Here is a 15,786-nt window from a genome sequence, read left to right as displayed (position 1 = left end):
TCCCGGGCTTTCGCCACCTCAGCGCACGTCTCGCCGGTAACGTCATGGCCATCCCAGCGCAAAAGGAGCCTACTTCCGTGAACATCTCTTCCCGCCGCATCGTCGCGTCCGGGACGCTGGCGCTGGCCCTGGTGCCGGCGCTCGGACTGACCGCCGCGCCCGCGCTCGCGGACGTCGACCTCGACGCGGTCGCCGAGGGCATCACCGAGAGCGGCTACTACGTCGACTCGCATGCCAAGTACTACCAGTCGGACGGCGCGCAGGAGCTGCTGCGCTCGGCGCAGGGCCGGTCCGTCCCGGTGTTCATCGCGATCCTGCCCGCGGGGAACGACCCCGCCACCGTCCTGAACCAGCTGCCGGGCCGGATGCAGCGCAAGGGCACCTACGCGGTGCTGGCCGGCGACCAGCTCCGGGTGAAGTCGACGGCGCTGCCCGCCGCCCGCGTGAAGGCCGTCTACGACAAGGCCGTCAAGGCCGGCCGGGGCAAGCCCGACCTGGCGCTGCTGAAGTTCGTCCAGACGCTGCCGGAGTCGAAGTACGCGCCGCCGAAGCCCGGCAAGCCCGGCAACAACGGCAAGCCCGCGCCGGAGGCCTCCGTCCAGCAGCAGGAGGAGAAGACGCTGGCGCAGGCGCAGCCGACCGGGCCCGCCGCCGGCGCCGAGGCCGCGCCGCCGCAGGACGAGGGCGGCTCCGTCCTGCCGTACGCGCTCGGTGGCGGCGGCCTGGTCGCCGTGGCGGCCGCCGGTGCCGGGTTCCTGCTGTGGCGCCGCCGCTCGGCGACCCCCGCGCCCGCCGGCGCCCCTGCCGCGCCCGGTGCCGCCGCGGCACCGCCGCCCGCACCCGCCCCGCAGCCGCCCGCCGCGCAGCCGTCCGCAGAGGCCGCCAAGCCCGCCGAGGCGGGCGAACCGGGCCGGGGCGAGCCCGAGCCGCCCAAGGACGCCTAGGAGCCCACCAGCAGGATCAGGTGCCGTTCCCCGGCCCCCGCCGACAGGACCCTGCCGGGGGCGGTGCCGTCCGACGTGACCAGCGTGCCGGGCCTGCCGCGGGCCGCGGCCCTGCCCGAGCCGAGCTGGCCGCTGCCGCCCGCGCCCCACGTCAGCGTGGTCCCGTCCGCCAGGATCGCCGCGCCGTACGCCTCGCCCGCGAACACCTGCGCGGCGCGCCGCATCCGCTCGGCCTTGCGGCCGGCCACGGCGACGGGTGCGGCGCGCAGCTCCAGCGTCCCGTCGCCGAGCTGCCCGGCCGTGTTGTTCCCCCACGCGACGACGGTGCCGTCCTCGCGCAGCGCGTAGTTGTGCTTCTCCGCCGCGGCGATGGACGTGACGCCGCGCAGGACGCCCTTGCCGCCCGTGCCCGCCACGAGAACGGGGGTGAGCCGGTCCTGGCGGGAGCCGTCGCCGAGCTGCCCGAGATCGTTGTGGCCCCACGCCGCCACCCGTCCGTCGCGCAGCAGCGCCAGGCCGTGCTGGCCGCCGACCGCGACGCGGACGGCGTTCCGGAGCCGCCCGGCGCCGTCCAGGCCGCGCACCGGCACCGGCAGCGGCCGGTTCTCCCGGGTGCCGTCGCCGATCATGCCGTAGGCGTTGGCGCCCCACGCGAGCACCTGCCCGTCGCGGCGCAGCGCCAGCTCGGTGCGCCCGTCGGCGGCGATCGCGACGATGTCGCGGAGCGGCCCGCGCCCGTCCGGCGACCGCACGGTCGTGGGGACGCGCGGGGCGGTGCGGTCGCCGGTGCCGCGCTGGCCGGACGAGCCCTCGCCCCACGTCACCACCGTCCCGTCGCTCCGCAGCGCCATGGAGAAGTCGGTGTTGGCGCTGACGGCGACCACGCCGTCCAGCCGTCCGGGACGCCCGTCGGCCGCGCGGACGGGCACCGGGACGGCGCTGTCGCGGGCGGTGCCGTCGCCGAGCTGGCCGTCCTCGTTGGCGCCCCAGGCGACCACCTCGCCGCTCGCGAGGACCGCCAGCGAGTGCCGCCCGCCGCCCGCGACGGCGCGCGCCCCGTCGAGCACGCCCCGGCCGCCGGGGCCGGTGACCGGGCCGAGCCGCGGGTCGACCGCCGGTCCGGGGCGGCCGAGCTGCCCGTTGGAGTTGAGGCCGCTCGTCCAGACGGCGCCGGTCCCGCCGGCCGCGGCCCCGATGGGCGGCGGCGGGGAGGGGCGCGGCCGCTCCGCGGGCGCGGCCGTGCCGCACGCGGCCGCCGCGAGGACCGCCGGGACGGCCAGCAGCGCGGCGAGCGAGCGGCGTGCGGCGGTCACGCCGCGCGGACGCAGGCGAACAGGTGCCTGCCGTAGTTGTCCTCGTAGGGCGGGCGGGCGTCGTCGTCGGGACCGAGGTCGACGATCTCGTCGAAGCCGGTGTGCTCGCGCAGGAACCGCTCGACGCGGGCCGGGTCCCAGCCGCGCAGCGACTCGGCGAACCACGCCTCGTTGTCCTGGCCGGTGTCGAAGAACAGGACCCGGCCGGTGGCCCGGTCGAGCAGCCGGATCAGCTCCTCGGCGCTGACGGAGCCGCGGCCGAGGACGAAGTGGTGCAGCAGGCTGAAGCAGGACACCACGTCCCAGCGGCCGGCGTCGTGGCCGCCGAGGAACTCGACGCAGTCACCGGTGGAGACGACGCCGTCCGGGAGCCCGTAGACGGCCTGCCCGAGCGGGACGGCGAGCGGGTCGCGCTCGATGCCCTCGGCGTCGAAGCCGCGCTCGGCCATCTCCGCGACGAACCAGCCGTAGCAGCTGGCGACGTCCAGGTAGCGGCCCCCGGCGATGCCGCGCTCGGCGAGGAAGGCGTCCATCTTGGCGAGCCGGTCGGTGCACTGCCGGACCGTCGTCCACCCCGACCGCAGCTCGGGCGCGTCGACCGGCTGGTACAGCTCGTGCGTGCCGTCGAGCCAGCTCATCTTGAGCAGCAGGTCCTGGAGGGGAGTGGTGACGGGCAGCCACTTGGCGACGACGTTGCCGCCGTCCGCGCCGCTCATCGCGGCGATCGCGAGCCGGTGGTGGCCGTCGAGGATCTGGTACTGGTCGGAGCCGCGGACGGGCGCGACGAGCACCGGGTCCTGCGGGCCGCTCTGCTGCGGGCGCGGCTGCGCGCCGGGCACCTCCTCGCCGCGGTACCGGGCGATGAACGCGCGGGCGGCGGCGAGCACGCCGGCCTCGTCGGTGCCGCCGAAGTAGTCGCCGCCCGCCTCGATGCAGCGCAGCCCCAGCCGGCCGTAGCCGCTGGCGAGGATCTCCTCGTCGGTCAGGTCCGGACGCTCGTCCGCGAGCCGCAGCAGGGCGACGTGGGGGCCGTCCAGGAACGGGGTGGACGGCCACAGCAGGTCGCCGGTGCGCTCGGCGAACTCGCGGGCCGTCCAGCCGCCCTGCGCGCCGACGAGCAGCTGGTCGAACCGGACCGGCACCTTCCACGGGCGGCGCAGCACCGCCGTGGACACCGCCACGCGCGCCGCCGCCGGGATCGGCAGCGACCGGCCCGCGTCCACCAGGCGCCCGTACACCGGGCCGCTCGGCGCGAGTCCGCTCTTGCGCAGCACCGCCCGGGACTTGCGGCGGACCCGCTGCATTCCCGGCATGTCAATTCCCGTGGGCATGGACGCTCCTGGCAGGTGTCGTGTCGGTGGCCGGCGGGGCGGGGGCGCCCGCGGGCGCGGACGCGGCGCGGCCGCGCCTCCCCGGCAGCAGGGAGGCGAAGGCGGTCAGGGCCAGCCGCTCGCGGCCGGCCCACAGTAGGGCAAAGTACAGGATCGCACCCGGGACCAGGGCACATGCGAGCGCGGCGGGGCTGGATCCGGCCACGAGCCGGACGGCCAGCGGCAGCGCCGCGAAGCTCACCAGCGCCGAGCCGCCCGCCCAGAACAGGCCCGCGCTCGCCGGGCTCATGCCGAGGATCCGGCGGACCTGGACGAGGGCCAGCAGCGTCCGGACGAGCAGCCCGCACGCCCGCGCCATCGCCGCCCCGGCGATCCCGAACGGCGGGATCAGCAGCACGTTCAGCACCAGGTTCACCCCGAGCGCGGTGCTCTGGTTGACCAGGCTCAGCCCGCTGCGGCCCGCCATCAGCAGCATCACGTCGCGGGCGCCGGTCGCGGTCGCCACCAGCATCGCCATCGCGAGGATCACCGTGACGACCTCGCCCGTCCCGCGGTACCCCTCGCCGAACGAGCCCACGTAGACCGGGGCGCCGACGGCGATCGACAGGTGCACGGGCCAGGCGAGCGCGAGGTTCCAGGACGCGCACACGGCGAAGATCCGCTGCGCTCCGGCATGGTCGGCGAGCGCCATCAGCCGGCTCACCGCGGGCTGCATCACGTTCTGCACGGCCTGCGTGACGAGCTGGCTGATCACGATGAACCGGGTCGCGGCCGTGTACACCGCCGCCTCGCGCGGCGAGCTGAGCGCCGCGACGAGCACGATGTCGGCGCGCTGGAACGCCGTCTGGCAGATCTGCGCGAAGGCGCGCGGCGCCGTGAAGCGCCAGAACCCGCCCGCGAGCGGCCGCCACCCGGCCGCGGCCGGCGGGGTGCCCGCGGTGGCGGTGGCGGTGGCGCGGCCGGCCCGGCTGATCTTCAGGTACCAGAGCGCGGCCACGACCAGGCAGGGCAGGTAGGGCGCCGCCCAGGCCAGCGCGAGCCACACCGCGTCGTCGGCCAGCAGCGCCGCCGCGACCACCCCGGCGACCTGGAGCGTCTGCCGCAGGATCTTGTCGACGAGGACGGTGGGCCGCATCGAGCCGTGGCCCCGGGTGGCCGCGAGGAGGGCGTCGTGCGCGCCGGCGAGCGGCAGGAACAGCGCCAGCACCCGCACCATGTCCACGGCCTGGCCGGGGTCGCCGGCGCCGATGTGCCCGGCCGTCCACGGCGCGGTGAGGGCCAGCGCGAGCCCGCCGGCCGCGGCCGTGGCCACGACCGGGACGAGCGCCACCGGCACCGTCCGCCGCGCCGCGTCCCGGTCGCCGAGCGCGAGATGGCGGGGTACCCAGCGCAGCAGGCCCGCGTCGGTGCCGAGGCCCGAGACCGCCTGCAGGATGATGAACAGCGACGTCGCCGCGAAGAACGTGCCCGCGATCCGCTGCGAGTACAGGTGCGCGACGATGAAGACCAGCGCGAGGCCCTGGACGCCCGCGACGCCGGCGCCCACCAGGTTCAGGGCGCCGCCCCTGGCCAGCCTGTTCAGGTTGGGGCCGGAGTCCGGCCCGCCCGGTTTCCGCTCGTCCGCCGCCGCCCCCGGGTCAGGACCCGGCATGGCGGCCGGCCTTGTGCGGCTTCTTGCCGTAGCGCGGCGCGACCTCCCCGGGCGCGGCGCCCGAGGGCTTCGCGGGGAGCGGCGCGTCGGTGCCGTCGTCGGGCAGGTCGGGCGGCATGTACTTGGAGATGTCCTCCTGCGTGCGCGACGACGCCGACTCCAGCGCCGCCTCGGTCTCCGGGTCGGCGGCTTCCACCGCCTCCGGGGCCTCCGCGCCGGACGGCGTGCGCGGACGCGCCGTCCCGGTGCCCTGGGTGACGTCGGTCGGGGAGACCGGCCGGGGGGCGACGGGCTTGCCCGGCCCGGACGGCGGGTCCAGCGAGGGCGGGAGGGCGCGGCGGCGCCCCTCCGGCCGCGGCGCGCCGCGGCGGCGGGACGGGGCCGGCCGCGCCTCGCCCGTGCGGGGCTGCTGGCCGACCTGCGGCAGCGCCTGCGTGGTCATCGTCGCGGATTCGGCGGCGTCCGCCTCGGCCTCGTCCTGCGGCATGCCCGGCCAGTAGCCCGGCTTCTCCTCGCCGCGCCCGGCGGGCCGGACGTCGTCGGCCGCGGGGTCGTCAGCCCAGGCGAGCGACGCCTCGGGGGCGGCGTGGCGCTCACCGCCGCGCGGCTCGCCCGCGGCGCCCCGCATCTCGCCGCCCTGGGGCGGCCGGGCCCGGCGGGGCTGCGCGGCGGGACGCTGCGAGCGCCCGCGCTGCTCCGGCGGCTCCAGCAGGGCGCCCAGCACGGTGACGCCGGCGCGCTCGGCCTCCACGTACGCCTGGCGTAGCTCCTCCCGCGTCGTCACGCCCTGGTTGACCACCAGGACGACCGCGTCCACGAAGGTGCACAGCGCCTGCGCGTCCGCGTCGTGCAGGCTCGCCGCGTTCACGATGAGGTACTCGCTGCGGCGGCGCAGCACCTTCACGGTCTCGCGCATCCGCGGGCCGCTGAACCGGTGCGCGGCCTCGCGGGCGCGCGGCCCGCGCGGCAGCAGCCGCAGCTGGGAGTCGGTGTGGATCAGCAGGGTCGCCGGGTCGGTGCCGCTGAGCAGCGTGTCCGACAGGCCCTTGCCGGCCCGCGCGCCGAACAGGCCGCTCACGTCGACGTCCTCGGTGGTGGCGTCGATCATGATCGTCTTGGCGCCGGCGAACGCCAGCGAGACCGCGAGGTTGGCGCTGGCCAGCCGGGCGCTGCCGCCCGGGGTGGCGTTGCTGACCAGCAGCGCCACCGGGGTCTGCGGCGCGGTCGCCACGACCGCGGCGCGCAGCCGCCGGTAGGCCTCGCCGGCCGGGCTCTTGGGCGCGCTGACCAGGGCGAGGGTGTCGCCGGGCGGGCCGCCCGCCGGGATCGCCGACAGCGTCCGGACGCCGAGGCCCTCGATCGCCTCGGTGTTGCGCAGCCGCTGGTTCAGCCGCTCCCGCAGCAGCATGATCACGAACCCGGCGACCAGCCCGAGGACCAGGCCGCCGGCGCCGTACATCGCGGGCCGGATGATGCCGGGGCCGCTCGGCGCGTCCGCCGGGGTGATGACCTGGCCGGGGTCGAGCGGGGTGCTCGCGATGTCGTTGGACTGCTCGTCGATCACGCCGAGCTGGTTGGTGTAGGCGGTGACGCGCTGCTGGAGGGTGGAGCGGCGGGAGCCGGAGGACGCGGCCAGCTCGTTGTTGGCCCGCTGCAGCAGCCGCTCGACCCGGGCGGCCTGCGTCTTGAGCTTGGCGAGCTGGTTGTTCACCACGCTCTGCGCCCGCTGCGTCCGGTACTCCAGGTAGGCGTCGGCGAACGCCTGCGCGCCCGAGCGGGCCTGCCCGGAGCTGCCCGCCGTGTAGGTGAGGTTGAGCACCTGCGTGTTGGGCGGGACGGAGACGGCGATGTCGCCCTCCGCCTCCTGCCCGAGCTTCTTCTCGACGATCTTGGCGACGCTGTCGGTGGAGACGAGCTGCGCCTCCGTCTGCAGGTTCACCAGGTCGTCGCCGCGGCCCTCCGGCGAGTACGGGTTGCCCTCCAGCGGGCTCACCAGCACCGTCGCGGTCGCCTTGAACGGCGGCGGCACGGCGATCTCCAGGGCGACGCCGGCGCCGGTGCCGAGCACGGCGAGCACGATCAGCGCGGCCGTGTACCGCCGGACCAGGGACAGCAGGTGCCCTCCCTGTGGGTCGGCCGTCTGGTCAGCTCCCACGACGATCCCCCTCATCGATCCGAATCGTGCTCGACGGAATGTTCTCCACGACTTTAACCGCGCGTTGCACGGGGACGGTTCCGTTCATCTCAACCTCGTCCGGGAGCGGTGGCCCGCGCCGGGGTGCGGCCGGGTGCGCGCCGCGGCTCCCGGGGTGCGGGGCCGCGGAGCGCGGGGGCGGTGAGCACGATGACGCGGGCGGGGTTGGCGGCCTGGTCGAGGGCCAGCACCCCGCTCGCGACCTCGCGGTCGAGGGCGCGTCCCCGCTCGGCCACGACCAGGGCCAGGTCGCTGGCCCCGGCCGCGGCGATGGTGTCGGCGCCGTTGATGTCGGGGGTGGTGATGACGACGATGCGCGACACCCGGCCCGCCTTGTCGACGGCGCGGGTGAGCTGCCGGTCGTCGTCGCTGCGCACCAGCCGGACGTTGAACGAGCGGGGCGCCCGCCCGGGGCGCTCCGGCTCGGCGCCCTCGCCCTGCGCGGCGATCCGCAGCACGGTCGTCGGCGAGCCGCCCTCGGTGCACAGCTCGGCCAGCTCGTAGGCGATCTCGGTGCCCGCGGTCCCGGGAACGCCGGCGACGAGCACCGTGGTGGCCTCGGCGTCGAAGACCAGGTTGCGCAGCCGCCGCGCGACCTCGCGGTGGCCGCCGCCGAGCGTCGCCGCCTCCACCATGATCGGGTGGCGGCTGTGCAGCCGGAGGTCGGCGGGCCGCCGGATCCGGCGCGGCCGCGTCTCGCGGACCAGCACGTAGCCGATCCAGCCGAGCAGGCCGAGCCCGAGGCCGGTGGCGCCGGAGATGTCGCGCTCGGGGTCGTCGCGCCGCTCGGGCAGCGGCGCGGTGCGCAGCACCTCGCCGGGCTGCTCCGCCTTGGCCTTGGTGGCGGCGACCTGCTTCTCCACGTCGCGGATCTGCTTCACGAGCGCCTGCCGGCGGGTGCGCGTGGTGAGCCGGCGCAGCTCGTCCTCGTCGCCGGGCAGCGCGGCGAGCTGCCTCTTCAGCAGCTCGACGTTCTGTTCCAGCGCCAGCCGGTTGCTCTCCTGCACCTGGCCCATGATCTTCGTGCGCAGCCCCAGGTAGGCGTCGGCGACGACCTGGGCGCCGTCCTTGGCGGTCCGGGGCGTGCCGGCCCGCACGCCGATCGTCAGCACGTGCGTGTTGGACGGCACGGTCAGGTCGATGCGCTCGCGCAGCTCCTCGTCGGACGCGTCGAAGCCGGGCCGCTCCCGCAGCCGCGACAGCACCGCGTCCGACCACACGAGCTGGGCCTCGGTGTCCATCGTGGTCTCGCGGGGCGCGCGGGTGTTGGTGTCGATCGCCGACCCGCGCTCGATGCCGGGATGCAGCGTGACCGGCGGCGCCAGCACGTAGATCCGCGCGGTGTAGGTGGCCGGCGTCAGCATGATCTTCGCGACGCCGACCCCGCACCCGGCCACGACCGCGATCAGGAGGGCCGCCAGGTGCCGGCGGACCGCGCCCGCGTACCGGGTGACCGGGATGGAGTCCGGCGCGAGCGGAGGCTCCGCCTGCACGCTGGACGGCCCGAGGATGCGTTTGCTCATCGCGGCCTCATCGCCGCCAGGCGGGTTCGGCGCCGAGCAGGGCGGCGAGCTTGTCGTCCCAGGGGGCGTAGTGGTCGGCCAGGCGGCGCTGCAGACGGTCCGGCAGCGGCGATCCGGGCCGGGCGTTGTGCCGCTCGAACGACGCGGGCCGCCACCGCGGCAGCCCGAGGAAGTCCAGGGCGGAGTCGTAGCAGGGCTCGGGCTCGGAGAAGAAGTCCTCCGCGTACAGCACCAGCACCCGCTCGCGCCCGAACAGCTCGAAGAGCCGCTCGATCTGGTCGGCGTACTGGCCGCGGTCCAGGTAGGAGTGGTGCCGGTGGCCGTGGCTCACGTACCCGGGATCGGCCTTGATCTTCTCGACCTCGCCGGCGAGCCGCTCGGGCTCCAGGTCCAGGGCCCGCTCGAACGGCTCGGTCTCGAACCCGCGGGCGAGCTCGTGCTTGTGCGCGGAGTAGGCGCGCACGACCGGGTCGCGCAGCAGCGCGATGAGCTTCACGCCGGGCAGGTCCCGCGCGATCCGCTCCGGCGCGAGCGGGTGGTGCATGTAGTAGCCGGCGGACTCGAACGCCTGCGGAGCGGCCCCGTCCGCGCGCCTCTCGGCGAGCGTCCGGACGGGGAAGTGCCCCCGGTACCAGCCGAGCCCGCGCGGGTAGTTGACGTCGAAGTAGTGCACGCCCTTGTGGAAGTTCGGCTGGACGACCGCCGGGTGCGCGGCCAGCGCCCGGAACAGTGAGGTGGTGCCGCCGCGCTGGGTGCCGACCATGAGGAAGTCCGGGAGCATGCGGGCGCCGGAGGTCAGCCGGCCGCCGGCGCGCGTCGCGGCCCGGCCCGCCTCCTTGACCCACTGGGGGGCGTCGCGGCGTGAGATCACGGATTCCTCCCAAGGTCGGTGCGCAGGAGGCCGAGCAGGCGCTCGGTGTCGGCGCGCAGCGGCCCGCCGATCGGCTCCTGGGCGGCCAGCAGGTAGCGGCGGCACAGCTCCAGCAGGTAGAGCCGGACGGTCGCCTCCGCGGCGGCGCCCGCCAGCCCGAGCGGCCGCAGCACGGCGGCGGCCCCGTCCGGCCACGCGGCGTACGGCGGGCCCGGTGCGGTCCGCATCGCCTCCTGGAGCCGGTAGTGCAGCAGGTCGAACCCGTTCGGGACGCCCCGCGCGAAGCGCTCCCAGTCCCACAGGCGCAGGACGCCGCGGTACCAGGCCATGTTCCACGGCGTCCAGTCGCCGTGCCAGGCCCCGAAGTCCAGGGCCAGGTCGCCGTGCGCCTTGCCGACGCCCTCGACGACGTCGCCGAAGGCGGTGCGCTGCCGCTCGTCAAGGATCCCGGCCGGGCTCGCGGTCATCCCGTCCCAGAAGCCGCTGTCGCGCAGCGGTGCCCGCTCGACGCCGCCGACCTCGAACAGCGTCCGCATCTCGGCGACCGGGGCCCGCCCGCGCGGGCGCCAGCCGAGCGCGCTGGTCGGGAGCGGCTCCAGGACGAGCAGGTCCAGGCCGTTCCAGGTGCCGTGGTGGAGCAGTCCGGGGACGTGCAGCCGCCCGCGGGACCCGGGCCGGGGCAGGTGCTCGTTCAGGTAGGCCAGCGCGGCGGCCTCCCCGGCGAGCAGGCCACGGGCCGTGCCGGTGTCGCCGACCTTGACGAACGCGACCGGCTCCCCGCGCGGCGACAGCACGTGCAGGATCGGCTTGCGGTTCGCGCGCGCACTGCCGAGGCCGACGCTGACGACGACCTGCCGGCCGAGCAGCTCGGCCAGCCGGTCCTCGATGGACGCGCCGCCGCCGGTGACGCGGAGCCGGTCGTGCAGCGTCCGCTCGGGCAGCCCGGTGCGCACGGCCGCCGCCGTCAGCCCGCGGGTGGCGCGCTGCTTGAGACCGAGGTCGTGGCTGTAGCGGCGCAGCGCCGCCGCGGTGGCGCGCGGCAGGCCCGCCGGGACGAGCAGCCGCGGATGCTCGGCGTCCGGCAGGAACGCCAGCTCGCGGCGCGCGTCCCCGGACCGTCCGGGCCCGACCGCCTCGACCCGCGCGTCCGGCCACAGCTCCCGGACCGCCGCGATCCAGGCGGCCCGCGTCTCCGTCTCGCCGCCGCTCATCGGGCGGCCTCCACGGCCTCCGCGGCCGGCTCGCCGGCCGGGTCCTCGGCCTGCTCCCCGCCGAGCGCGCGGGGGCGGGGACGCGGCCGCGCCGCGGAGCGGGCGTCCCTGCTCGCCCGCCACATCAGCGCCACCGCGATCATCACCGTGTACAGCGGTACCTCCACCATGTCGTAAGTGATCATGAAAAGCCCGCAGGCGATCAGGACGGCGCAGCCCGCCAGCGAGTACGCGCCGCGTTCCCGCCAGTGCCGCAGGAACCGGATCGCGAAGAACGCGCAGAAGACGATCGTCCCGACCACGCCGTTGGCGAACAGCAGCAGCCACAGGTGGCCCTGGGTGCCGAGCGGCGGCGACCCGCACGCCTTGCAGCCGATCTTGTCGCCGCCGGAGACCTGGCCGAGGTCGCCCTGCACGTTGCGGGTGGACCCGAACCCGACCAGCGGGGACCCGGTCAGGGCGCTGCGGGTGGTCTCCTCCGCGAGCAGCGTCCGGCGGTTGTTGCTGTGCGGGTTGTCCAGCCGGTCCTGGACGAGCCCCGGCAGCGGCGACAGCGCCACCACGATCGCGCCGGCCGCCGCCAGGCCCGCCGTCCAGGCGATGACCCGGGGCCCGCCGACCTGGAGGAGCTTGACGACGCCGAACAGCCCGATCGCGCCGAGCGCCAGCCACAGGCCCCGGTTCAGCGAGTACACGACCGGCCACAGCGACGCGACGAGGACGGCCAGCGCGAACACCCGGCGCCGCGTCGAGGCGCGCACGATCCAGGTGAGCAGGAAGTACGGGAGGAAGAACGCGTAGGCGGCGCCCCAGGTGTTCGCGTACGCGAACGGGGCCATCGGCCGGGACTGCTCGAACCCGAGGATCGACTCGATGTCGGCGACCTTCGGGTGGACGATGTCGCGGACGAAGGAGTTGCTCGTCAACCCCTGCGGCAGCAGCATCTCCACCGGCGAGGTGAGCTGGATCGACGGGAAGAACGATCCGATCAGGCCGCCGATCGTCGTCACGACGAACATGAACCCGAGCAGCCTGCCGACCCGTCCGGAGGGCAGCTCCCGCTCGCTCATGTTGCCGACGTAGAGCAGCACGATCGTGAACGACAGGTACCAGGCGAGCCGGTAGCCGTAGACGAGGACCCGGCTGAACCCGCCGCCGGGCTCGGCGAGGGGCGCGTCCGCCCACAGCACGAGCACGCCCAGCATGACCCACACCAGGAAGAACAGCCACGCCGCGAACCCGCTCGGCGCGACGAGCGTGCCGCGCCGCCGCCACAGCGTCATCGCCATCGGCACGCTGGCGACCAGCAGCACGACGTTGGCCAGGCCGAGCACCCACCACAGCGGGAAGCCGAGCAGCGCGAGGCCGAGCGGCCACCCCGGCCGCAACCGCCACGGCAGGAGCCGCGGCGGCGCGAGGGGTGTGCTCCCCGCGATCCCTCGCATCCCGGCCAATCACCACTCCGTTCCCCTGGACGCACCGTCGGGTGCGCGGACCGCGCCGTCCGGGCCCCGGACGCACGCCGCATGGTGGAGGACGTCCTGCCGTCTGCCAGGGGCGACAACGGCCCGTGGCCGGATCCGGCCACCGGATCCGGTCGTCCGCCGGGGCCGGGGAGGCGTCCTTCCGAGGTGCGCAGCGTACCCCGCGGGGCGCGATGGACGTGCCCGCGCATGCGCGTGAACGCCCGACGCCGGCCCGATCGCGACGCCGTCCGGTGACCGGAACCGGAAAGTTGCTGATCGCAACGGCTGGCCGCACGGCCCGCTGGCTACGATTGCGCGGCGCCGTCTGCCTTCGCAGGCAAGACACGGCGCTTCTACTTCTACGTGCACGGAGGGGTCGATGGGCAGACGCAGGTGGGGGGCTCTGGCCGCGGGGGCCGCGCTCGCACTGGGAACGCTGACGGGGAGCCTTGCCGTCACCGGTCCCGCCAGCGCGGACCAGAGGGGGTCCGAGCCCGACCACGGCCGGATCGTCAGCGCCGATCCGGCGAACAGCACGCCGAACGTCCTGGACGGCGAGGTCAAGTCGATCATCAAGATCGGCGCGAAGATCTACGTCGGCGGCTCCTTCACCCAGGTCAGGGAGGCGGGATCGGGCAAGCCCACCCTCACCCGCAACCGGCTGTTCGCCTTCGACGCCGCCACCGGCGCGATCGACCCGTCCTTCACGCCCAGCCTCAACAAGGGCGAGGCGAGCGCGCTGCTGCCCGCCCCCGACGGCCAGTCCATCTACGTCGGCGGCAACTTCAGCGAGATCAACGGCGTCCGGCACTTCGTCCTCGCCCGGATCAACGCCCAGACCGGCGCCCCCATCACCTCGTTCAACCCGCAGCTCGACGCCCGCGTCCGCGACCTGCGGCTGGCCGGCGGCCGGCTGTACGTCGGCGGCACCTTCGCCACCGCCGGCGGCGCCGCGCGCCCCGCCCTCGCCACCCTCGACCCGCAGACCGGCGCCCGCGACGACTTCGCGAACCTGAACATCGCCGGCACCCAGACCGGCGACGGCGTCACCCAGATCTACAAGATGGACATCAGCCCCGACGGCTCCAAGCTCGTCGGCATCGGCAACTTCAGCTCGGTCGCGGGCAGCACCCGCCGCCAGATCGTCATGGTGGACCTGACCGGCACCGCCGCGAGCCTCGCGAACTGGGACACCACCCGCTACGGCGACCAGTGCTCGCAGTCCTTCGACACCTACATGCGCGACGTCGAGTTCTCTCCGGACGGGCGGTACTTCGTCGTCACGACCACCGGCGCCTACGGCGGCTCGTCCAAGCTGTGCGACACCCAGGCCCGCTGGGAGAGCGCCGCGGCCGGCGGCGGCCAGCAGCCGACCTGGGTGAACTACACCGGCGGCGACACCAGCTACGCCGTCGAGATCACCGACACCGCCGTCTACGTCGGCGGGCACTTCCGCTGGGCCAACAACCCGTTCGCCGGCGACCGCCCCGGCCAGGGCGCCGTCGGCCGCGAGGGCATCGCCGCGCTCGACCCCGAGAGCGGCCTGCCGTTCCGCTGGAACCCCGGACGGGACAAGGGCGTCGGCGTCTTCGACATGCTCGCCACCGACGAGGGCCTGTGGGTCGGCAGCGACACCGACAACATCGGCGGCGAGTTCCACCAGAAGCTCGCGCTGTTCCCCCTCGGCGGCGGCACGACCGTCCCCGCGTACAACACCGGCGAGTTGCCGGGCAACGTCTACTCGGGCGGCGGCATCGGCGTCGGCGCCGCCAACTACCTCAAGCACCGCTCGTTCGACGGCACCACCACCGGCGCCGAGGTCGCCGACGGCACCGCCGGGGTCGACTGGCGGACCGCCCGCGGCGCCTTCATGGTGAACGGCGAGCTGTTCTACGGCGCCTCGGACGGCTCGTTCAACCGGCGCTCCTTCGACGGCACCGCCCTCGGCACCCCCACCGCCATCGACACCGGCGACCAGCTCGTCAACATGAGCACCTGGCACTCGCAGGTGCAGAACATCGCCGGCATGTTCTTCTCCAACGGCCGGATCTACTACACGCGCGGCCAGTCCGCGCTGTACTTCCGGACCTTCAACCCGGAGAGCAACGTCGTCGGCGCGCAGGAGTCCACCGCCGTCGGCAACCTGCCCGGCATGAGCTGGAGCTCCGTCGGCGGCATGTTCGTCGACGACGGCAAGCTCTACTACGTCAACAACTCCAACGGCCGGCTGTACCGGGTCGCGTTCTCCGCGGCCGGCGTGCCCTCGGGATCCCCGACCGAGGTCAGCACCGCCGACTGGCGGGGCCGGACGGTCTTCCTCTACGCCGGGACCCCGAACCAGACCCCGAACGCCGCGTTCACCAGCAACTGCGACGCGCTCGACTGCGCCTTCAACGCCTCCGGCTCGTCCGACCCCGACGGCACGATCGCCTCGTACGAGTGGGACTTCGGCGACGGCGAGACCGGCACCGGCGCCACCCCGGAACACGCCTACGACGAGGCAGGCACCTACACGGTCAAGCTGACGGTCACCGACAACCGCGGCGGCAAGGGCACCAAGTCCCAGACGGTCACGGTCGCGCCGAACCAGGTGAACATCGCCTACCGCGGCGGCGCGGGCGGCAACGCCAACGTCACGACCGCCTACGCCGACGTCCCCCCGGCCGTCCAGCCCGGCGACGGCATGATCATGGTGCTCACCTACAACAGCGGCAGCGCGTCGATGACGACACCGCCGGCCGGCTGGACCCAGGTCGACACCCAGACCGCGGGCAGCGCCACCTCGATCCTCTGGAAGCGCGTGGCCCAGGCCGGCGACGCCGGCAGCCGCGTCAACATCCAGCTGAGCGACTACACCAAGGCCGACATCAGGCTCCTCGCCTACTCGGGCACCGACCCCACCGACCCGGTCGCCGCGGTGGCCAAGGGCGCCGACCCGGGCTCGGTGACCGAGCACACCAGCCCCAACGCGCCCGTCGCCGCCGCCGGTATGTGGGCCATCACCTACTGGGGCGACAAGTCGTCCAGCACCACCTCCTGGACGGCACCGTCCGGCGTCGAGACCCGAGGCACGGGCATCGGCTCCGGCAGCGGCCGCATCACCAGCCTGATCGTCGACAGCAACGGCACCGTCCCCACCGGCACCTACGGCAACAAGACGGCGACCACAGACGCAGCAAGCAGAGCCGCCATGTGGACGGTATTGCTCCAGGGGTAGCGGTGCTAGCCCAGGGGGGCGACCCCCTGGAACCCCCGTTGCGGGCGGGCAACCACTTTCCGATC

10 protein-coding genes are annotated in these 15,786 nt (G+C 75.1%); 2 read left to right on the top strand and 8 right to left on the bottom strand.

Annotated features, from left to right (window positions below; translation table 11 throughout):
* The first annotated feature begins 77 nt into the window (after nt 1-77).
* Nucleotides 78-944, top strand: a complete 867-nt coding sequence (locus tag K8Z49_RS19765) for a hypothetical protein (protein WP_075020841.1) — start codon at nt 78-80, stop codon at nt 942-944.
* On the opposite strand, the gene K8Z49_RS19760 is transcribed toward K8Z49_RS19765, so the two are convergent.
* The 8 genes from K8Z49_RS19760 to K8Z49_RS19725 form a co-directional block, all read right to left on the bottom strand.
* On the bottom strand, nt 941-2,257 hold the full coding sequence (locus K8Z49_RS19760; protein ID WP_024936794.1) for an RCC1 domain-containing protein: 1,317 nt from the start codon (nt 2,255-2,257) through the stop codon (nt 941-943). The two genes, K8Z49_RS19765 and K8Z49_RS19760, sit on opposite strands and share 4 nt — an antisense overlap.
* Complete coding sequence (locus tag K8Z49_RS19755) at nt 2,254-3,588, bottom strand: ParB N-terminal domain-containing protein (protein WP_250371840.1); 1,335 nt, start codon at nt 3,586-3,588, stop codon at nt 2,254-2,256. Before K8Z49_RS19755 ends, K8Z49_RS19760 begins: the two co-directional genes overlap by 4 nt.
* On the bottom strand, nt 3,572-5,239 hold the full coding sequence (locus K8Z49_RS19750; protein WP_412520205.1) for a polysaccharide biosynthesis C-terminal domain-containing protein: 1,668 nt from the start codon (nt 5,237-5,239) through the stop codon (nt 3,572-3,574). The genes K8Z49_RS19755 and K8Z49_RS19750 overlap by 17 nt, the downstream gene beginning before the upstream one ends.
* Nucleotides 5,226-7,394 carry a hypothetical protein gene (locus K8Z49_RS19745; protein ID WP_181663128.1) on the bottom strand — a complete coding sequence of 723 codons (2,169 nt, stop codon included), beginning with the start codon at nt 7,392-7,394 and terminating at the stop codon, nt 5,226-5,228. The genes K8Z49_RS19750 and K8Z49_RS19745 overlap by 14 nt, the downstream gene beginning before the upstream one ends.
* Nucleotides 7,395-7,483: 89 nt before the next feature.
* Entirely contained in the window at nt 7,484-8,956 is a 1,473-nt protein-coding gene (locus K8Z49_RS19740; protein WP_075020845.1) for a hypothetical protein, read from the bottom strand.
* Nucleotides 8,957-8,963: 7 nt separating this feature from the next.
* Nucleotides 8,964-9,827, bottom strand: a complete 864-nt coding sequence (locus K8Z49_RS19735; RefSeq protein WP_021599645.1) for a sulfotransferase domain-containing protein — start codon at nt 9,825-9,827, stop codon at nt 8,964-8,966.
* Complete coding sequence (locus K8Z49_RS19730; protein ID WP_021599644.1) at nt 9,824-11,038, bottom strand: hypothetical protein; 1,215 nt, start codon at nt 11,036-11,038, stop codon at nt 9,824-9,826. Before K8Z49_RS19730 ends, K8Z49_RS19735 begins: the two co-directional genes overlap by 4 nt.
* Nucleotides 11,035-12,483, bottom strand: a complete 1,449-nt coding sequence (locus tag K8Z49_RS19725; RefSeq protein ID WP_024935985.1) for a hypothetical protein — start codon at nt 12,481-12,483, stop codon at nt 11,035-11,037. Before K8Z49_RS19725 ends, K8Z49_RS19730 begins: the two co-directional genes overlap by 4 nt.
* A gap of 400 nt (nt 12,484-12,883) precedes the next feature.
* Between K8Z49_RS19725 and K8Z49_RS19720 the strand changes: the two genes are divergently transcribed.
* Nucleotides 12,884-15,721 (top strand): PKD domain-containing protein, encoded by a 2,838-nt coding sequence (locus tag K8Z49_RS19720; protein WP_412520201.1) that lies wholly within the window; start codon nt 12,884-12,886, stop codon nt 15,719-15,721.
* The last annotated feature ends 65 nt before the right edge of the window (nt 15,722-15,786 follow it).

Origin of the sequence: Actinomadura madurae, from assembly GCF_047130825.1 — a bacterium.
GTDB lineage: Bacteria > Actinomycetota > Actinomycetes > Streptosporangiales > Streptosporangiaceae > Spirillospora > Spirillospora madurae.
The sequence above is the reverse complement of the archived record's forward strand: the minus strand, read 5'-3'. Positions and strand labels throughout refer to the sequence as shown.

Bases quoted from the DNA above. Each gene is read 5' to 3' on its own strand.
- K8Z49_RS19755 (WP_250371840.1), bottom strand. From the start codon at position 3,588: ATGCCCACGGGAATTGACATGCCGGGAATGCAGCGGGTCCGCCGCAAG.
- K8Z49_RS19725 (WP_024935985.1), bottom strand. From the start codon at position 12,483: ATGCGAGGGATCGCGGGGAGCACACCCCTCGCGCCGCCGCGGCTCCTG.
- K8Z49_RS19730 (WP_021599644.1), bottom strand. From the start codon at position 11,038: ATGAGCGGCGGCGAGACGGAGACGCGGGCCGCCTGGATCGCGGCGGTC.
- K8Z49_RS19740 (WP_075020845.1), bottom strand. From the start codon at position 8,956: ATGAGCAAACGCATCCTCGGGCCGTCCAGCGTGCAGGCGGAGCCTCCG.
- K8Z49_RS19750 (WP_412520205.1), bottom strand. From the start codon at position 5,239: ATGCCGGGTCCTGACCCGGGGGCGGCGGCGGACGAGCGGAAACCGGGC.
- K8Z49_RS19720 (WP_412520201.1), top strand. From the start codon at position 12,884: ATGGGCAGACGCAGGTGGGGGGCTCTGGCCGCGGGGGCCGCGCTCGCA.